The organism is Sphingomonas brevis, assembly GCF_023516505.1.
Classification (GTDB): domain Bacteria; phylum Pseudomonadota; class Alphaproteobacteria; order Sphingomonadales; family Sphingomonadaceae; genus Sphingomicrobium; species Sphingomicrobium breve.
Genome location: NZ_JAMGBB010000001.1, coordinates 134,540 through 149,226, shown reverse-complemented (window position 1 = coordinate 149,226; position 14,687 = coordinate 134,540). Strand labels below are relative to the sequence as shown.

Below are 14,687 nucleotides of genomic sequence, written 5' to 3'. Positions count from 1 at the left end.
GGGTCATAAGCCACCCCATCGCGCGCCCGTAGCTCAGCTGGATAGAGCACGTGCCTTCTAAGCATGAGGTCGCAGGTTCGACTCCTGCCGGGCGCGCCATTTCTCAAGCCGCATCGTGGAAGATAACCCCCAGCGTGTGACGCTTTCCCGACCGCACCATGCTGACCCCATGGCGCAGCTTGACCCGATAGTCGCCGCGCGAACCCCGATGCGGGCGCGAATTGACGGCAAAGATCACCGCATCGCCCTTGGCGAGCGGCACAACCGACGCGCGCGATTGCATCCGCGGCCTTTGCTCCGTCAGCACGAATTCACCGCCGTCGAAGTCCTTGCCGGGCGATGACAGGAGCACGGCGACCTGCAGCGGGAAGACATGCTCGCCGTAAAGGTCCTGGTGCAGGCAATTATAGTCGCCCGGCCCATATTTGAGCAGCAGCGGGGTCGCCCGCGCCTGCCCGGCCTTATGGCACCGTTCCAGGAACTCGGCATGCTCGGCTGGAAAGCGCACATCCATGCCCATTCGCTCGTGCCAGGCGTTGGCCACCGGTACTAGCTGCGGATAGAGCGCAGACCGTAACTGCCCGACGAGCACCGGCAGCGGGTAGGCAAAATAGCGGTACTCGCCCTGCCCGAAACCATGGCGCGCCATCACGACATGGCCGCGAAAGGTTTCGCCCGGTCCGTACAGTGCTGATGTTGCCTCGCACTCGCCGCCACTCAGCAGGCCGGGCAGCACGGCCCAGCCCTGTCGGTCCAGACTGGCGTAGACATTGTCCCAATCGACGGCGGCGACGCGCTCGACGATGCTTGGCGATGAAGTTTGTTTCAGCATTGGCCGGGTCTGCCACGACAATGATCGCTCGGCTCCCCGCTGCTTGCGGTCAAACCAGCTTGCCGGGGTTCATCAATCCCTTGGGGTCGAGCGCTGCCTTGATCGCGCGCAGATGGCGTACCCGGTCAGGCTGCAAGCGCGCCAGCTCGTCTCTCTTCATCACCCCGATGCCATGCTCGGCGCTGATCGAGCCGCCGGCAGCAATGACGAGGTCATCGACCAGCCACTGCACCGCATTGCCCTCCTGCTCGAGCCAATCAGGCCCGCCCCTCGTCCCCGCGCGGACGTGGAAATGAATGTTTCCGTCGCCCAGGTGGCCGAAGCCCGATGCCGACGTGCCCGGGAACGCCCGCTCCACCTCGGCGGCCGCTTCGGCCATGAACAAGGGCATGTCCTCGACCGCGACACTGATGTCGTGCTGGGTCGCCGGGCCAAACGCGGCACGCTCCGCCTCCGACAGGCTGTCGCGGATCCGCCAGAAAGCCTCGGCCTGCGCCTCCGTCGCTGAGATGGTCGCATTTTCGACCACTCCACGCTCGACCAGCGGCGCCAGCAGGCGCGTCAGCAGCTCGGCCGGCGGCTCGGCGTCAGCGCCATGTGTAGTGGCCTCGACAAGTGCATGCCATTCGTGGCGGCTGTCGAGCGGCGCACGCGTGCCGGGAATATGCCGGAGCGCCGCGTCGAGCGATTCCTGCGGCAATATCTCGAACCCTTCGATCCGGTCAGTATCCGCTTCCAGGGCGCGCAGCGTATCGAGCGCCTTTTGCGGGCTCGAAAGGCCCAGCCAGGCCACGGCACGCAAATGGATCGCCGGCACCAGCTTGAGCCGCGCGGCAGTGACGATGCCTAGCGTCCCTTCGGCCCCGACCAGCAGCTGGTCGAGGCTGTAGCCGCGATTGTCCTTCTTAAGGCCGGTGAGCCCGTCATGGACGGTTCCGTCTGGCAGCACCGCCTCGATCCCGTCGGCCAGCGCGCGCATTGGCCCGAACCTCAGTACCTGCGTGCCACCGGCATTGGTCGAGATGAGCCCGCCTACGGTCGCGCTTCCCTTGGCGCCAAGGGTCAGTGGAAAGCGCAGACCATGCTCTAATGCAGCTTCGTGCAGCGATTGCAGGATGACGCCAGCGTCGGCGACCGCACGCATCGCTCCGCGATCGATCGACCGGATCCGGTTCATCCGCCTGAGCGACAGGATCAGCGCCGACCCGTCCGCAGGCGGCGTTGCCCCGCCGACCATCGAACTATTTCCTCCTTGCGGGACCAGCGGCACGCCATTTTCGCTCGCCAACGCAACGATGGCCGCGACTTCTTCGGTCGAACTTGGCTGGAGAATTGCCACCGACTTACCGTGCCAGCGGCCACGCCAGTCGGTTGCCCATGGCTCGATGTCGGCTGGATCGGTCAGGACCGCCTTCGGGCCCAACCGTGCCCTCACGGCCTCGACCAGCTTCAGTGGGTCGCTCACGGATGCTTCCAGCGGTCGCAACGCGCCGCCGCGTCGCCTCGATAGATTAGCCTTCCTCCCTGAACCACTCCGGCAACACATTGCAGAACGGTCACGTCGCCGAGCGGATCGCGGTCGACCGCAACGAAGTCAGCGACATGGCCGGGCGCAACCGATCCCAAATCGTCGCGGCCAAGCGCCTTGGCTGCCTCGCTAGTCGCGCTGGCTAGCGCCTGCATCGGGGGCATTCCATAGCGGACCATATAGCCGAATTGCCGCGCGTTATAGCCATGCGGATAGACGCCGGCGTCGGTCCCGAAGGTCAGTGGCACGCCGAGCTTGACCGCCTTCGCGAAGCCATCCCGCTGGAGGTCGGTCGTGTCGCGGTTCTTCTTCAGATATTCGGCCGGCCAACCCTCGCGGGTCCCGACTTCCTCGATCCAATCGCCGTCATAAATGTCCATGTCGAGCCAGACGCCGCGTTCCTTGGCCATGCGCAGGCCTTCGTCATCGATCAGCGAGGCATGCTCGATGGTCCGCGCGCCGGCCCGGATCGCCGCCTTGATCCCGTCAGCGCCATGCGCGTGGGCGATGCAATATTTGCCCATGCTCTTGGCCTGGTCGCAGGCCGCCCTCATTTCCTCCGGAGTCAGTTCAAGCGCGCCCGGTTCGCTGCCAATCGCCAGGACCGCACCGGTCGCGATCAGCTTGATGAAATCGGCGCCGCCGTCGATCATCGCCTTTACCCGGGTCCGCGCCTCGTCCGGCCCGCGCACCTCGCCGATCCGAAATTCCGGCCCGATTACCGTGCCGGGCTTGGCCCCGGTTACCGCTCCGCCGCCGCCCGGAATGGTGATGTAGCCGCCGGCGACGATCATCCGCGGCCCTTCTATCTCACCCGCCGCGATCGCATTGCGCAGGGCAACATCGGTCAGGCCGCGATAGACGCCGACATCGCGAACCGTGGTGAAGCCGCTATGCAATGTGATGCGGGCCATCTCGGCGCCCTTGAGGATCGTCTCGCCCTCGCTGTGCTTCAGCGGCTCGGCCGGATCGTCGCTGTTGCCATAGCCGTCGGCGACGTGTGTATGAAGGTCGATCAGGCCGGGCAGCACCCATTTGCCTGACCAGTCGATCAGGCTTCCCTCGCGCTTCCCGCCATCCCACGCCTCATCCCGGACGATTTTGCCGTCGGTCAGGGTCAGCAGCCGATCGTGAGTCACGCTGCCGCTGCCGGGATCGATCAGGTGCCCGGCGCGCAGTTGAACGGTCTCGGCATTCGCCGAGCTAGCCATGAGCGTGAGGACGGCCGCCGCCAGGATGGTTCGGATCATCGCCTTAGGCTTTGCAAAGCCGCGCCCTTGAGGCAAGGTTCATGCCATGGCTCGCCCCCAGATAACCATCGTCCTCGCCCGCGCGATAAACGGTGTGATCGGCAAGGACGGCACGCTTCCCTGGCACATTCCAGGCGATTTGAAGCGTTTCAAGCGGCTGACCATGGGCAGCGCGATGATCATGGGCCGCAAGACCTTCGATAGCCTGCCCGGCATCCTGCCGGGCCGTCAGCACATCGTCATGACCCATGACGCGAACTGGAATGTCGCAGGGGTCGACGTCGTCCACGACGTCGACAGCGCGATCGCCGCCGCCGGCAGCTCGCCGATTTCGGTCATCGGGGGCGCCGCGATCTTCGACCTGTTCGAGCCGATCGCCGACAAGATCGAGCTGACGGAGGTCATCGCCGAAGTCGACGGCGACGTGTCGATGCCCGACCTGCGCTCAAACGAACGCTGGCGCGAAATCGCTTATGAGGATCATATGCCGACCGCCGATACGCCGGCCTGGCGGACCGTGACGCTGGTTAAGGCCTAGTCGATCAGGGCTTGAGCGTATCCGGCTTCGGCGCTTTCGCGGCATAGGTCCGGTAGCGCTTCATCTGGTCCGCCAGCACCTGGTCGACCAGCGGCGCCAGCTTGTCCCCGTCGCTGTTGGCGAAGCCGGCCGCGCGATAGTTCATCGTCACTCGCGTTCCACCGGCGATCCGCTCGAACTTGACGTCCATGACGCCCGTCGTCGCCTGGTAAAGCAGAGGACCGAGGCTACCGGTCATCACAAGCTGCTCGCCCGGCTTTAGATAGGCGACGCGCATATGCTCGACCCCGCCTCCGCCCTCCAGCGGCTCGCAAAAGCAGCCGCCCGGACGCAGCTGCAGCGATAATCGAGCCGAATCACCCGAATAGGTGTGCTCCTTGTTCCACCATTGGCCAACCTGACCGAAGGCGGCGTAGGCACTAGGCTGGGGAACGACCAGGTTGACGACTTCCTGCACCTCGAAGCCGTTGGGGCCGGAGCTGATAACTTCGGCAGAGGCAGGTGCGGTCATGAGAAGGGTCGGAAGCAAGAGCGCGAAACGCATGGAATTACCCCGTCATTGCGAGCGCAGCGAAGCAATCCAGTCCCACGCCCATGCCTGGATTGCCACGGCGCTACGCGCCTCGCAATGACGATTGGTTGCGCTCAGCTGTCTAAAATCGCGTCGATCGCCGCGGCGACTTCCTCGACGCTGCCCATGCCGTCGACCCGCCGGACGAGACCTTTTTCCTCGTAATAAGGAAGGATCGGCGCGGTCTTGGCACGATATTCGGCCATCCGCGTACGCACCGTCTGCTCATTGTCGTCAGGCCGCCGCTTGAATTCATGATGGCCGCACACGTCGCAGGTGCCGTCAACCTTGGGCCGATGGAATTTGTCGTGATAGCTGGCGCCGCAATTGGCGCAGGTGAAGCGGCCCGTGATCCGCTCGACCAGCGCTTCCTCGTCAACCACAAGCTCGATGACATAGTTGAGCTTGCGGTCGCGCTGACCAAGCAAAATCTCGAGCGCGGCGGCCTGATGCTTGGTCCGTGGGAAGCCGTCAAAGATCGCGCCACTGCCAGAGCAATCGTCCAGGCGTTCGCCGATGAGCGCGGAAACGATCGCGTCGCTGACCAGCTCGCCGGCTTCCATCACCGCTTTGGCCTTGAGGCCGGTGGGGGTGCCCTTGGCGACCGCTTCACGCAACATGTCGCCGGTCGACAGCTGGATCATGCCGCGATTGGCGACCAATCGCTGAGCCTGGGTTCCCTTGCCCGCGCCCGGCGGTCCCAGAAGAATGATATCCAAAGCCTCTCCCCTCCCGGAGCGGCGCCGCTCCCTAGCGGCGGCGCGCACCCTTGAGCTTCGCCTTCTTGATCAAATCCCCATATTGATGGGCGATCAAGTGGCTCTGGATCTGGCTGACCGTATCCATGGTCACATTGACCACGATCAGCAGGCTGGTGCCGCCGAGGTAGAAGGGCACGCCGGCCTGGCTCAGCGCAATCTCCGGGATCAGGCAGATCGTCGCCAGATATGCCGCGCCGATCACCGTGATCCGGTTGAGCAGATAATCGAAATATTGCTCGGTCGCCTTGCCCGGACGGATACCGGGGATGAAGCCGCCGTGGCGCTTCAGATTTTCGGCCGTCTCTTCCGAATTGAACTGCACCGCGGTGTAGAAGAAGCAGAAGAAGACGATGCCGCCGGCATAGAGCAGCAGATAGAGCGGAGCGCCGTGCTGAAGATAGGTGCTGAGCGTGATCAGCCAGTCGCTCGACGAGCTGTCGGGCGTTGCCCCACCACCGGCGAACTGCAGTACCGTCAGCGGCATCAGCAACAGCGACGACGCGAAGATCGGCGGGATGACGCCGGCGGTGTTGATCTTGAGCGGCAGGTGGCTGCGCTCCTGCTGCATCATGCCGCGCGCTGTCTGGCGCTTGGGATATTGGATCAGCACCCGCCGCTGGGCGCGCTCCATGAAGCAAATGAACAGCACCAGGCCGACCACCGCGATGATAATTCCGAACACCAGCAGCGGATCGAGCGTGCCGGTACGACCGCCCTCGAACAGCTGGGCAAGGTGCTGCGGCATGGATGCGACGATGCCGGCCATGATGATCAGCGAGACGCCGTTACCGATGCCGCGGCTGGTGATCTGCTCGCCGATCCACATCAGGAACAGCGTGCCGCCGACCAGGCTGATGGTCGCAGCGACGCGGAACAGCATGCCCGGTTCGACAACCGCGGAAATGCCCTTGGTCGCCGCCCAGCCTTCCAGGCCGACGGCGATGAAATAGCCCTGCACGGTGGTCAGGAGCACGGTCAGGTAGCGGGTATATTGGTTGAGCTTCTTGCGCCCAACCTCGCCTTCCTTCTTGAGCACCTTCCACGGCTCGTAGAGCGAGGCGCCGAGCTGCACCACGATCGACGCGGTGATGTAGGGCATCACGCCCAGCGCGATGATCGACATGCGCGAAAGGCTGCCGCCCGAGAAGGTATTGAAGAAGTCGAGCACGCCACCCTGCTGCGTCTGGAACAGGTTAGCCAGCGCGCGCGGATCGATGCCGGGAATGGGAACGAAGGACAGCAGCCGGAACAGCACCAGGGCGCCAAGCGTGAACCAGAGACGCTTCTTGAGCTCGGTGGCCTTGGAGAAGCTCGCCAGTGAAAGATTGCTGGCCAGTTGTTCGGCTGCGGATGCCATTAATGATCCCTAGAAAAAGTCAGGCGGCGACGGGCCCGTTGCCCCCCGCCGCCCGATATAGTCACTCGAAGGCCGTTGCGAAGCCCTTTGCGATAAATGGCCTTAAGCCTTCTTCTCGGCGTTTTTGGCAGCCTTGTCGGCCAACCGCGTCTCGCGAGCCTTGCCCTTCTTCGCGGCGGCCAGCGCGGCGGAGTCCTTCTTCTCGAGGACCTCGATGCTGCCACCGGCCTTTTCGACCGCCTCGCGCGCCGACTTCGACACGCCGGCGACCTTGAAGCTGGCCTTGGCCTTGAACTCGCCCTTGCCGAGCAGGCGGACGCCGTCCTTGCCGCCGCGCGCCAGGCCCGCGGCCTTCAGCGCGTCATGGTCGAGCAGCTTCTTGGCGTCGAGCTTGCCGGCGTCGATCAGCTTCTGGATCGCGCCCAGGTTCACCTCGGAATAGTCCTTGGCGAAGATGTTGTTGAAGCCGCGCTTCGGCAACCGCATGTGCAGCGGCATCTGGCCGCCTTCGAAGCCCTTCACGGAAACGCCCGAGCGGCTCTTCTGGCCCTTCTGGCCGCGCCCGGCAGTTTTGCCCAGGCCCGAGCCAATGCCGCGGCCGACGCGAACCCGGCCCTTGCGGGCACCCGGATTGTCGCGGAGTTCGTTGATCTTGATGGTCATGTCTTGCACTCGCTGTAGCGAACCCCAGCGTAGGCTGGGGTCCAGTTAGTCGCTTTGGCCCAATTCCGTTTCGCGCCTGCCGGAATGGATCCCAGCCTTCGCTGGGATGACGGACGCTTAGGCGTCTGCCACCTTCACAAGGTGCGCGACCTTGCGCACCTGGCCGAGCACTTCCGGCGTGGCTTCGACCTCAACCGTGCGATGCATCTTGTTGAGGCCCAGGCCAACGAGGGTCGCCCGCTGGGTCTTGTGACGGCGGATCGGCGATCCGGTCTGGGTGATCTTGATCTTCGACATTGAAGCTTACTCCGTGACCGCTTCGGCGGTCGCTTCCGCCTCGCCCTTGTCCATGCCGCCACGCCCGAGAAGGTCGGAAACCTTCTTGCCACGGCGCTGCGCCACCGAGCGCGGGCTGGTCTGGTCCTTGAGCGCCTCAAAGGTCGCCCGGATCATGTTGTAAGGGTTGGACGTGCCGACCGACTTGGTGACCACGTCGTGGACTCCAAGGCTTTCGAATACGGCGCGCATCGGACCGCCGGCGATGATGCCGGTACCGGCCGGAGCGGCGCGAACCGCGACCTTGCCGGCGCCAAAGTGGCCACGGCCGTCATGGTGCAGCGTGCGGCCGTCGCGCAGCGGAACGCGGATCATCGCCTTCTTCGCTGCAGCAGTCGCCTTGCTGATGGCTTCCGGCACTTCGCGTGCCTTGCCGTGACCGAAACCGGCCCGGCCCTTGCCGTCGCCGACGACGACCAGCGCGGCAAAGCCAAAGCGCTTGCCGCCCTTCACCGTCTTCGACACGCGATTGATGTGGACGAGTTTCTCGATCAGCTCCTCGCCACCTTCCTCGTCACGGTTGCCACGACGGTCGTCGCGACGGCCACGGTTGCCACCACGATTGTCGCGTCCACCGCCGCCACGGCCACGGCCGCCACGCGGGCCACGGCCTTCGCGGGCTTCCGGAGCAGGTGCGGCTTCGGCAGGCGCCTCAACCGCTGCTTCCGGAGCGGCGTCAACCTGCGGGGTTTCGTTTTCGTCAGCCATTTAGAACTCCAATCCGCCTTCGCGGGCGGCATCGGCCAGGGCCTTCACCCGGCCATGGAACAGGAAGCCGCCACGATCGAACACGACCGCGGACACGCCCGCCTTCTTGGCGCGCTCGGCCAGGGCCTTGCCCACCTCGGCAGCGCCGTCGCGGGTCGCGCCGGTCTTGCCCTTGATGTCCTTGTCGAGGGTCGAGGCCGCGACAATCGTCTTGCCGGCGGCATCGTCGATGACCTGGGCATAGATGTGCCTGCCCGAACGGTGGACCGACAGGCGGGGCTTGCCCGCGGCACGCGCACGCAGCGCGGAGCGAACCCGGCGCCGGCGGCGATCGAAGAGAGAGAGTTTCGCCATGGCTTACTTCTTCTTGCCTTCTTTGCGGAAGATATACTCGCCGCGATATTTGATGCCCTTGCCCTTGTAGGGCTCCGGCTTGCGCCAGCGGCGGATCTCGGCGGCCAGCTGACCGACCTTCTGCCGGTCGATGCCGCTGATTTCGACCGTCGTGTTGTCGGGGGTCTTGACCTCAAGCCCTTCCGGAACAGCGACGTTGACGTCGTGGCTGTAGCCGAGCTGAAGCTTCAGGTTTTTGCCCTGGGCCTGTGCGCGGTAGCCGACGCCGGTGATTTCCAGCACCTTGCTGAACCCTTCGGTGACACCGGTCACAAGGTTTTGCACGTTGGTGCGCTGCATGCCCCACGCGGCGCGGTTGCGCTGCGCGTCGACCAGCGGAGTCACACGGATCTCACCCTCGCCAACCTCATATTTCACGAGATCGTCGAGCAGCTGCATCGACAGCGTGCCCTTGGGGCCCTTCACCGTCAGCGTCTGGCCTTCGATGGTCGCGGTGACGCCAGCAGGCGTTGCGACCGGCTTCTTACCAATGCGGGACATTAGAACACCTCCGCCAGCACTTCGCCGCCGACATTCTGGTCGCGCGCTTCCGCGTCCGACAGAACGCCGCGAGGCGTCGACACGATGGTGATGCCCAGCCCGTTGCGAATGCGCGGGAGCTCGCGAGCGCCCGAATAGACGCGGCGGCCCGGTTTCGACACGCGAGCCAGGTGCTGGATCGCGGGCTGGCCCTCGAAATATTTAAGCTCGATGCGCAGGCCCTTCTGGCCGGCGAGCTCTTCTTCGGAATAACCGCGGATATAGCCTTCGCGCTGAAGCACATCGAGCACATGGGCACGAAGCTTCGACGCCGGCGTAAGGATGCTATCCTTGCGCGCCTGCTGGCCGTTGCGGATGCGGGTGAGCATATCACCCAGTGGATCGGTCATCGGCATCTTCGAACCCTTACCAGCTCGACTTAGTCAGACCGGGAATCAGGCCCTTGTTGCCCATTTCCCGAAGCATGATCCGCGACAGGCGGAACTTGCGATAATATCCCCGCGAACGGCCAGTCAGCTCGCAGCGGTTGCGGATGCGGGTCGGGTTGCCGTTACGCGGCAGCTCGGCCATCTTCAGGCGCGCGATCAGGCGCTCGGTCTCATCGACCGACTGATCGTTCGCAATTGCCTTGAGCTTCGCCCGCTTCGCCGCGGTTTTCGCGACGAGCTTCTTGCGACGCTCGTTCTTGTTCACGGAACTCAGTTTCGCCATGACTTAAGTTCTCCTGAGGCCGCTTACGCGGCCGCCTTTTCTGCTTCGGCCGGGAACGGGAAATTGAAGAGGCGCAGAAGTTCGCGCGCTTCCTCGTCCGTGTTCGCGGTCGTGGTGATGATGATGTCCATGCCCCGGACCTTTTCGATCTGGTCATAGTTGATCTCCGGGAACACGATCTGTTCCTTGAGACCCATCGCGTAGTTGCCGCGGCCGTCGAACGACTTCGGGTTCAAGCCGCGGAAGTCGCGGACGCGCGGAAGAGCGATCGTCACCAGGCGGTCGAGAAACTCGTACATGCGCTCGCGGCGCAAGGTGACCTTGCAACCGATCGGCATGCCTTCGCGCAGCTTGAACTGAGCGATCGACTTCTTCGCCTTGGTGATCACCGGCTTCTGGCCCGAGATTTTTTCCATCTCGCCAGCAGCGGCTTCGACCTTCTTCTTGTCCTGGGTCGCCTCGCCGACGCCCATGTTGATGACGATCTTTTCGAGCTTCGGCACTTCAAGAGCATTCTTGTAGCCGAACTTCTCGGTCATCGCCTTGGCGATGCGCTCGTCATAATCCTTGCGCAGACGCGGAGTATATTTCGCATCAGCCATTGATCAGCTCCCCGGACTTGGCGGCCACACGGACCTTCTTGTCCCCACGAGTTTCGAACCGAACGCGGGTCGGCTTGCCGGTCTTCGGGTCGGCAATCGCGACCTTCGACACGTGCAACGGCGCTTCCCTACGCTCGAGGCCGCCCTGCGGATTCACCTGCGACGGCTTGCGATGGCGCGTCGCGACGTTGACGCCGGCGACGATTACCTTGCTTTCCTTGGGCATCGACGAAATCACTTCGCCGGTCTTGCCCTTGTCGCGGCCCGACAGGACCACGACCTTGTCACCCTTGCGGATCTTCGCGGCCGACATCACAGCACCTCCGGCGCGAGCGAAATGATCTTCATATGCTTCCGCGCGCGCAGTTCGCGAACCACCGGCCCGAAGATACGGGTGCCGATCGGCTCTTCATTCTTGTTCACAAGCACCGCCGCATTGGTGTCGAAGCGGATCACCGAACCGTCGGGACGGCGGATGTCCTTGGCGGTGCGAACGATCACCGCACGGTGAACGTCGCCCTTCTTCACACGGCCGCGCGGCGCCGCTTCCTTGACGCTGACGACGATGATGTCGCCGACGCCGGCGGTACGGCGCTTCGAGCCGCCCAGCACCTTGATGCACTGGACGCGCTTGGCTCCGCTGTTGTCGGCAACCTCGAGGTTGGACTGCATCTGGATCATGAGTTCAGTCCTTCCTTATGCGTCGGCTGCTTCGGGTTCGGCCTTCGCCTTGCCCTTGGCTGCCTTCTTTGCCGCCGGCTTCGCAGCCTTGGGCTCGGTCACCGGCTTCGAGGTGTCCACGTCGGCGATCTCGTCGACTGCCACCGGGGCGGCGCCGATCCGTTCGAGCACGGTCCAGCTCTTCAGCTTCGAAACCGGGGCGCATTCTTGGATGCGCACCTGCTCGCCCGCCTTGAAGGCATTGCCTTCGTCGTGGGCGTGATACTTCTTCGACAGCTTGATGATCTTGCCATAGAGCGGGTGCTTCACCCGCCGCTCGACGCGGACCACGACCGTCTTGTCACCCTTGTCCGACACCACGGTGCCAGTGAGGACGCGCTTCGGCATCTCAAATACTCCTTACGCCTTGGCCGCCGCGCGAACGCGGTCGGACTGCAGCGTCTTGATCCGGGCGATGGTGCGGCGAACTTCGCGCACCCGGCTCGGCTTCTCGAGCTGGTTGGTGGCGGACTGGAAGCGCAGGTTGAACTGCTCGCGCTTCAGGTCCGACAGCTGGGTCGCCAGCTGATCGTCGGTTTTCACAACCAGGTTTTCCTTCTTGGCCATGATCAGTCTTCCTCAACCATCGTTTCACCCAGGCGGGCGACGACCTTGACCTTGATCGGCAGCTTTTCGGCCGCGCGCTCGAAGGCGACTTTGGCGAGATGGCCGGGGACGCCGTCCAGCTCGAACAGGATGCGGCCCGGCTTGACGCGAGCGACCCAGAATTCCGGCGAGCCCTTGCCCGAGCCCATGCGGACTTCGGCCGGCTTCGACGACACGGGCACGTCCGGGAAGATCCGGATCCACAAGCGGCCCTGGCGGCGGATGTGACGCGTGATCGCGCGGCGGGCCGCCTCGATCTGGCGCGCGGTGATCCGCTCCGGCTCCATCGCCTTCAGGCCGAACGAGCCGAAGTTGAGCTCGGTCCCACCCTTGGCGTTGCCGTGGATGCGGCCCTTGAAGGCCTTGCGGAACTTGGTGCGTTTTGGTTGCAGCATCTCTTCAGTTCCTTAGCGGCGATCTTCGCGCGCCGGGCGGACGCCCGAAGTCTGCGCTTCCATCATGAGCCGGTCCTGCGCCAGCGGGTCATGGCCGAGGATCTCACCCTTGAAGACCCACACCTTGACGCCGCAGACACCGTAAGCGGTGTGCGCCTGGGCCTCGGCATAATCGACGTTGCCGCGCAGCGTGTGCAGCGGAACCCGGCCCTCGCGATACCATTCGGTACGCGCGATTTCGGCGCCGCCGAGACGGCCCGAGCAGGTGATCCGGATGCCTTCCGCGCCAAGGCGGAGGGCGGACTGCACCGCACGCTTCATCGCGCGGCGGAAAGCGATACGGCGCTCAAGCTGGTCGGCGACACCCTGCGCGACGAGGCGCGCGTCGACTTCCGGCTTGCGGATTTCGACGATGTTCAGGCTGACTTCGCTGTCGGTCATCTTGCCGAGCAGCTTCTTCAGCTTCTCGATGTCGCTGCCCTTCTTGCCGATGATGACACCGGGGCGAGCGGCATAGATCGACACGCGGCACAGCTTGGCCGGGCGCTCGATCACCACCTTCGAGATCGCTGCCTGGGGCAGGGTCTTGAAGATGAACTGACGCATCTTGAGGTCCTCGAGCAGCAGGCGACCATAGTCCTGCCCTTCGGCGAACCAGCGGCTGTCCCAGGTCCGGTTGATCTGGAGACGAAGGCCGACGGGAGACGATTTCTGACCCATTACGCTTCTTCCTGCTCGCGAACGACGACGCGAAGGCGGCTGAACGGCTTCTCGATGCGGGTCGAGCGGCCGCGCGCGCGGGTCGCGAAACGCTTCATGGTGATCGACTTTCCGACCGACGCCTCGCTGACGACAAGCGCGTCGACGTCGAGGTTGTGGTTGTTCTCGGCGTTGGCCACCGCCGAAGCGAGCACCTTCGCCACCTCGGGCGCCATGCCCTTGGTCGAGAACTTCAAGATGTTGAGCGCTTCCTCGACCTTACGGCCGCGGATCAGGCCCGCGACGAGGTTGAGCTTCTGCGCCGAACCACGGATCATGGTGCCGACGGCGAGCGCTTCCTTGTCGCCGACCTTGCGGGGGGATTTGGGCTTCGACATTAGCGCTTACCCTTCTTGTCGGCGGCGTGGCCGGGGAAGAAGCGGGTCGGCGCAAACTCGCCGAGCTTCATGCCGACCATGTCTTCATTGACCGACACCGGCACGAACTTGCGGCCGTTGTAGACATTGAATGTCAGGCCAACGAACTGCGGCAGGATGGTCGAGCGGCGCGACCAGGTCTTGATCGGCGCACGGCCACCCTTGTCCTGAGCGGCTTCCGCCTTCTTCAGGAGTGACAGTTCGACGAACGGACCTTTCCAGATGGAACGAGCCATTTCGGTTAGCCCTTCTTCTTCGCGTGACGCGACCGGATAATGAACTTGTCGGTCGCCTTGTTGTGACGGGTGCGGGCACCCTTGGTCGGCTTGCCCCAGGGGGTGACCGGGTGGCGGCCGCCCGAGGTCCGGCCTTCACCACCGCCATGCGGGTGGTCGACCGGGTTCTTGGCGACGCCGCGGGTCAGCGGGCGCTTGCCAAGCCAGCGGCTGCGGCCGGCCTTGGCGAGGTTGGTGTTGGCGTTGTCGGGGTTCGACACCGCGCCAACGGTCGCCATGCAGTCCGAGCGGATGTAGCGCGTCTCGCCCGAGTTCAGGCGGACGATGACCATGCCCTTGTCGCGGCCGACGACCTGCACATAAGTGCCGGCGGCGCGGGCGATCTGGCCGCCCTTGCCGGGCTTGAGCTCGACATTGTGAACGATGGTGCCGACCGGCATCTGGCCGATCTCCATCGCATTGCCGGGCTTCACGTCGACCTTCTTGCCGGCCACGACCTTGTCGCCGGGCGCAAGGCGCTGCGGCGCGAGGATGTAGGCCTGCTCGCCACCGTCATAGGTGATGAGGGCAATGAACGCCGAGCGGTTCGGGTCATACTCAAGGCGCTCGACGGTCGCGGTGACGTCCCAGGTACGACGCTTGAAGTCGACCAGGCGATAGCGCTGCTTGTGACCGCCGGCGATGCCACGCGAGGTCACATGACCCTTGTTGTTGCGGCCACCCGTCTTGGTCTTGCCCTCGGTCAGCTTCTTGACCGGCTTGCCCTTCCACAGGGAGCTGCGGTCGACGAGGATCAGGCCACGGCGGGCCGGGCTCGTCGGATTATATGCTTTGAGTGCCATG

The 14,687-nt window shown here is 64.4% G+C and carries 23 protein-coding genes, 1 tRNA gene and 1 pseudogene; 2 read left to right on the top strand and 23 right to left on the bottom strand.

Annotation, left to right across the window (positions count from 1 at the left end; translation table 11 throughout):
- The first annotated feature begins 22 nt into the window (after positions 1 to 22).
- A tRNA-Arg gene (locus LZ518_RS00835) sits at positions 23 to 99 on the top strand.
- 4 nt (positions 100 to 103) lie between these two features.
- On the opposite strand, the gene LZ518_RS00830 is transcribed toward LZ518_RS00835, so the two are convergent.
- From LZ518_RS00830 to LZ518_RS00820, 3 genes are read right to left on the bottom strand one after another with little or no spacing between them, the layout of a single operon-like run.
- Entirely contained in the window at positions 104 to 832 is a 729-nt protein-coding gene (locus LZ518_RS00830; protein WP_249914167.1) for a 2OG-Fe(II) oxygenase, read from the bottom strand.
- 49 nt (positions 833 to 881) lie between these two features.
- Positions 882 to 2,378, bottom strand: a complete 1,497-nt coding sequence (locus tag LZ518_RS00825; protein ID WP_431358201.1) for an FAD-binding oxidoreductase — start codon at positions 2,376 to 2,378, stop codon at positions 882 to 884.
- Positions 2,294 to 3,610 (bottom strand): metal-dependent hydrolase family protein, encoded by a 1,317-nt coding sequence (locus LZ518_RS00820; RefSeq protein WP_249914165.1) that lies wholly within the window; start codon positions 3,608 to 3,610, stop codon positions 2,294 to 2,296. Before LZ518_RS00820 ends, LZ518_RS00825 begins: the two co-directional genes overlap by 85 nt.
- Before the next feature lie 46 nt (positions 3,611 to 3,656).
- Between LZ518_RS00820 and LZ518_RS00815 the strand changes: the two genes are divergently transcribed.
- Complete coding sequence (locus tag LZ518_RS00815; protein WP_249914164.1) at positions 3,657 to 4,148, top strand: dihydrofolate reductase; 492 nt, start codon at positions 3,657 to 3,659, stop codon at positions 4,146 to 4,148.
- A 4-nt stretch (positions 4,149 to 4,152) separates the two neighbouring features.
- Here LZ518_RS00815 and LZ518_RS00810 read toward each other — a convergent pair whose 3' ends face one another.
- The 20 genes and pseudogenes from LZ518_RS00810 to rplB form a co-directional block, all read right to left on the bottom strand.
- Positions 4,153 to 4,692 carry an SRPBCC family protein gene (locus tag LZ518_RS00810; protein WP_249914163.1) on the bottom strand — a complete coding sequence of 180 codons (540 nt, stop codon included), beginning with the start codon at positions 4,690 to 4,692 and terminating at the stop codon, positions 4,153 to 4,155.
- 101 nt (positions 4,693 to 4,793) lie between these two features.
- Positions 4,794 to 5,438 carry an adenylate kinase gene (locus LZ518_RS00805; RefSeq protein WP_249914162.1) on the bottom strand — a complete coding sequence of 215 codons (645 nt, stop codon included), beginning with the start codon at positions 5,436 to 5,438 and terminating at the stop codon, positions 4,794 to 4,796.
- A 31-nt stretch (positions 5,439 to 5,469) separates the two neighbouring features.
- Positions 5,470 to 6,837, bottom strand: a complete 1,368-nt coding sequence (gene secY, locus LZ518_RS00800; protein WP_249914161.1) for a preprotein translocase subunit SecY — start codon at positions 6,835 to 6,837, stop codon at positions 5,470 to 5,472.
- 102 nt (positions 6,838 to 6,939) lie between these two features.
- The gene (gene rplO, locus LZ518_RS00795; protein WP_249916458.1) at positions 6,940 to 7,494 is read right to left on the bottom strand and encodes a 50S ribosomal protein L15; all 555 of its coding nucleotides are present in this window, start codon (positions 7,492 to 7,494) and stop codon (positions 6,940 to 6,942) included.
- A gap of 123 nt (positions 7,495 to 7,617) precedes the next feature.
- The gene (gene rpmD, locus LZ518_RS00790; RefSeq protein WP_249914160.1) at positions 7,618 to 7,797 is read right to left on the bottom strand and encodes a 50S ribosomal protein L30; all 180 of its coding nucleotides are present in this window, start codon (positions 7,795 to 7,797) and stop codon (positions 7,618 to 7,620) included.
- 6 nt (positions 7,798 to 7,803) lie between these two features.
- Positions 7,804 to 8,544 (bottom strand): 30S ribosomal protein S5, encoded by a 741-nt coding sequence (gene rpsE / locus LZ518_RS00785; protein ID WP_249914159.1) that lies wholly within the window; start codon positions 8,542 to 8,544, stop codon positions 7,804 to 7,806.
- Positions 8,545 to 8,898 carry a 50S ribosomal protein L18 gene (rplR, locus tag LZ518_RS00780; RefSeq protein WP_249914158.1) on the bottom strand — a complete coding sequence of 118 codons (354 nt, stop codon included), beginning with the start codon at positions 8,896 to 8,898 and terminating at the stop codon, positions 8,545 to 8,547.
- A gap of 3 nt (positions 8,899 to 8,901) precedes the next feature.
- Positions 8,902 to 9,438 carry a 50S ribosomal protein L6 gene (rplF, locus tag LZ518_RS00775; protein WP_249914157.1) on the bottom strand — a complete coding sequence of 179 codons (537 nt, stop codon included), beginning with the start codon at positions 9,436 to 9,438 and terminating at the stop codon, positions 8,902 to 8,904.
- Complete coding sequence (gene rpsH / locus LZ518_RS00770; protein ID WP_249904876.1) at positions 9,438 to 9,833, bottom strand: 30S ribosomal protein S8; 396 nt, start codon at positions 9,831 to 9,833, stop codon at positions 9,438 to 9,440. The genes rplF and rpsH overlap by 1 nt, the downstream gene beginning before the upstream one ends.
- 10 nt (positions 9,834 to 9,843) lie before the next feature.
- Positions 9,844 to 10,149 carry a 30S ribosomal protein S14 gene (rpsN, locus tag LZ518_RS00765; protein ID WP_249914156.1) on the bottom strand — a complete coding sequence of 102 codons (306 nt, stop codon included), beginning with the start codon at positions 10,147 to 10,149 and terminating at the stop codon, positions 9,844 to 9,846.
- Positions 10,150 to 10,172: 23 nt separating this feature from the next.
- Positions 10,173 to 10,751: a 50S ribosomal protein L5 gene (gene rplE / locus LZ518_RS00760; protein ID WP_249914155.1), complete on the bottom strand. Its 579-nt coding sequence runs from the start codon at positions 10,749 to 10,751 to the stop codon at positions 10,173 to 10,175.
- On the bottom strand, positions 10,744 to 11,064 hold the full coding sequence (rplX, locus tag LZ518_RS00755; RefSeq protein ID WP_249914154.1) for a 50S ribosomal protein L24: 321 nt from the start codon (positions 11,062 to 11,064) through the stop codon (positions 10,744 to 10,746). The genes rplE and rplX overlap by 8 nt, the downstream gene beginning before the upstream one ends.
- Positions 11,064 to 11,432 carry a 50S ribosomal protein L14 gene (gene rplN, locus LZ518_RS00750; protein WP_249914153.1) on the bottom strand — a complete coding sequence of 123 codons (369 nt, stop codon included), beginning with the start codon at positions 11,430 to 11,432 and terminating at the stop codon, positions 11,064 to 11,066. Before rplN ends, rplX begins: the two co-directional genes overlap by 1 nt.
- A gap of 138 nt (positions 11,433 to 11,570) precedes the next feature.
- Positions 11,571 to 11,819: pseudogene (rpsQ, locus tag LZ518_RS00745) on the bottom strand (30S ribosomal protein S17); the annotation flags it as partial.
- Positions 11,820 to 11,831: 12 nt separating this feature from the next.
- The gene (gene rpmC, locus LZ518_RS00740) at positions 11,832 to 12,038 is read right to left on the bottom strand and encodes a 50S ribosomal protein L29 (protein ID WP_249914152.1); all 207 of its coding nucleotides are present in this window, start codon (positions 12,036 to 12,038) and stop codon (positions 11,832 to 11,834) included.
- 2 nt (positions 12,039 to 12,040) lie between these two features.
- Positions 12,041 to 12,472, bottom strand: coding sequence for a 50S ribosomal protein L16 (gene rplP / locus LZ518_RS00735; protein WP_249914151.1), 432 nt, complete (start codon positions 12,470 to 12,472; stop codon positions 12,041 to 12,043).
- Between the two features lie 12 nt (positions 12,473 to 12,484).
- A complete protein-coding gene (gene rpsC / locus LZ518_RS00730) occupies positions 12,485 to 13,192 on the bottom strand; it encodes a 30S ribosomal protein S3 (protein WP_249914150.1) in 708 nt (235 codons plus the stop codon).
- A complete protein-coding gene (gene rplV, locus LZ518_RS00725) occupies positions 13,192 to 13,569 on the bottom strand; it encodes a 50S ribosomal protein L22 (RefSeq protein WP_249914149.1) in 378 nt (125 codons plus the stop codon). Before rplV ends, rpsC begins: the two co-directional genes overlap by 1 nt.
- Entirely contained in the window at positions 13,569 to 13,844 is a 276-nt protein-coding gene (rpsS, locus tag LZ518_RS00720) for a 30S ribosomal protein S19 (RefSeq protein ID WP_249914148.1), read from the bottom strand. Before rpsS ends, rplV begins: the two co-directional genes overlap by 1 nt.
- Before the next feature lie 5 nt (positions 13,845 to 13,849).
- Positions 13,850 to 14,686: a 50S ribosomal protein L2 gene (gene rplB / locus LZ518_RS00715; protein WP_249914147.1), complete on the bottom strand. Its 837-nt coding sequence runs from the start codon at positions 14,684 to 14,686 to the stop codon at positions 13,850 to 13,852.
- Position 14,687 lies beyond the last annotated feature (1 nt).

What these genes read in the sequence shown, in the direction of transcription:
- LZ518_RS00830 (WP_249914167.1), bottom strand. Translation starts at nt 832, where the DNA reads ATGCTGAAACAAACTTCATCGCCAAGCATCGTCGAGCGCGTCGCCGCC.
- LZ518_RS00825 (WP_431358201.1), bottom strand. Translation starts at nt 2,378, where the DNA reads ATGTGTTGCCGGAGTGGTTCAGGGAGGAAGGCTAATCTATCGAGGCGA.
- LZ518_RS00820 (WP_249914165.1), bottom strand. Translation starts at nt 3,610, where the DNA reads ATGATCCGAACCATCCTGGCGGCGGCCGTCCTCACGCTCATGGCTAGC.
- LZ518_RS00815 (WP_249914164.1), top strand. Translation starts at nt 3,657, where the DNA reads ATGGCTCGCCCCCAGATAACCATCGTCCTCGCCCGCGCGATAAACGGT.
- LZ518_RS00810 (WP_249914163.1), bottom strand. Translation starts at nt 4,692, where the DNA reads ATGCGTTTCGCGCTCTTGCTTCCGACCCTTCTCATGACCGCACCTGCC.
- secY (WP_249914161.1), bottom strand. Translation starts at nt 6,837, where the DNA reads ATGGCATCCGCAGCCGAACAACTGGCCAGCAATCTTTCACTGGCGAGC.
- rpmD (WP_249914160.1), bottom strand. Translation starts at nt 7,797, where the DNA reads ATGTCGAAGATCAAGATCACCCAGACCGGATCGCCGATCCGCCGTCAC.
- rpsE (WP_249914159.1), bottom strand. Translation starts at nt 8,544, where the DNA reads ATGGCTGACGAAAACGAAACCCCGCAGGTTGACGCCGCTCCGGAAGCA.
- rplR (WP_249914158.1), bottom strand. Translation starts at nt 8,898, where the DNA reads ATGGCGAAACTCTCTCTCTTCGATCGCCGCCGGCGCCGGGTTCGCTCC.
- rplF (WP_249914157.1), bottom strand. Translation starts at nt 9,438, where the DNA reads ATGTCCCGCATTGGTAAGAAGCCGGTCGCAACGCCTGCTGGCGTCACC.
- rpsH (WP_249904876.1), bottom strand. Translation starts at nt 9,833, where the DNA reads ATGCCGATGACCGATCCACTGGGTGATATGCTCACCCGCATCCGCAAC.
- rpsN (WP_249914156.1), bottom strand. Translation starts at nt 10,149, where the DNA reads ATGGCGAAACTGAGTTCCGTGAACAAGAACGAGCGTCGCAAGAAGCTC.
- rplE (WP_249914155.1), bottom strand. Translation starts at nt 10,751, where the DNA reads ATGGCTGATGCGAAATATACTCCGCGTCTGCGCAAGGATTATGACGAG.
- rplX (WP_249914154.1), bottom strand. Translation starts at nt 11,064, where the DNA reads ATGTCGGCCGCGAAGATCCGCAAGGGTGACAAGGTCGTGGTCCTGTCG.
- rplN (WP_249914153.1), bottom strand. Translation starts at nt 11,432, where the DNA reads ATGATCCAGATGCAGTCCAACCTCGAGGTTGCCGACAACAGCGGAGCC.
- rpmC (WP_249914152.1), bottom strand. Translation starts at nt 12,038, where the DNA reads ATGGCCAAGAAGGAAAACCTGGTTGTGAAAACCGACGATCAGCTGGCG.
- rplP (WP_249914151.1), bottom strand. Translation starts at nt 12,472, where the DNA reads ATGCTGCAACCAAAACGCACCAAGTTCCGCAAGGCCTTCAAGGGCCGC.
- rpsC (WP_249914150.1), bottom strand. Translation starts at nt 13,192, where the DNA reads ATGGGTCAGAAATCGTCTCCCGTCGGCCTTCGTCTCCAGATCAACCGG.
- rplV (WP_249914149.1), bottom strand. Translation starts at nt 13,569, where the DNA reads ATGTCGAAGCCCAAATCCCCCCGCAAGGTCGGCGACAAGGAAGCGCTC.
- rpsS (WP_249914148.1), bottom strand. Translation starts at nt 13,844, where the DNA reads ATGGCTCGTTCCATCTGGAAAGGTCCGTTCGTCGAACTGTCACTCCTG.
- rplB (WP_249914147.1), bottom strand. Translation starts at nt 14,686, where the DNA reads ATGGCACTCAAAGCATATAATCCGACGAGCCCGGCCCGCCGTGGCCTG.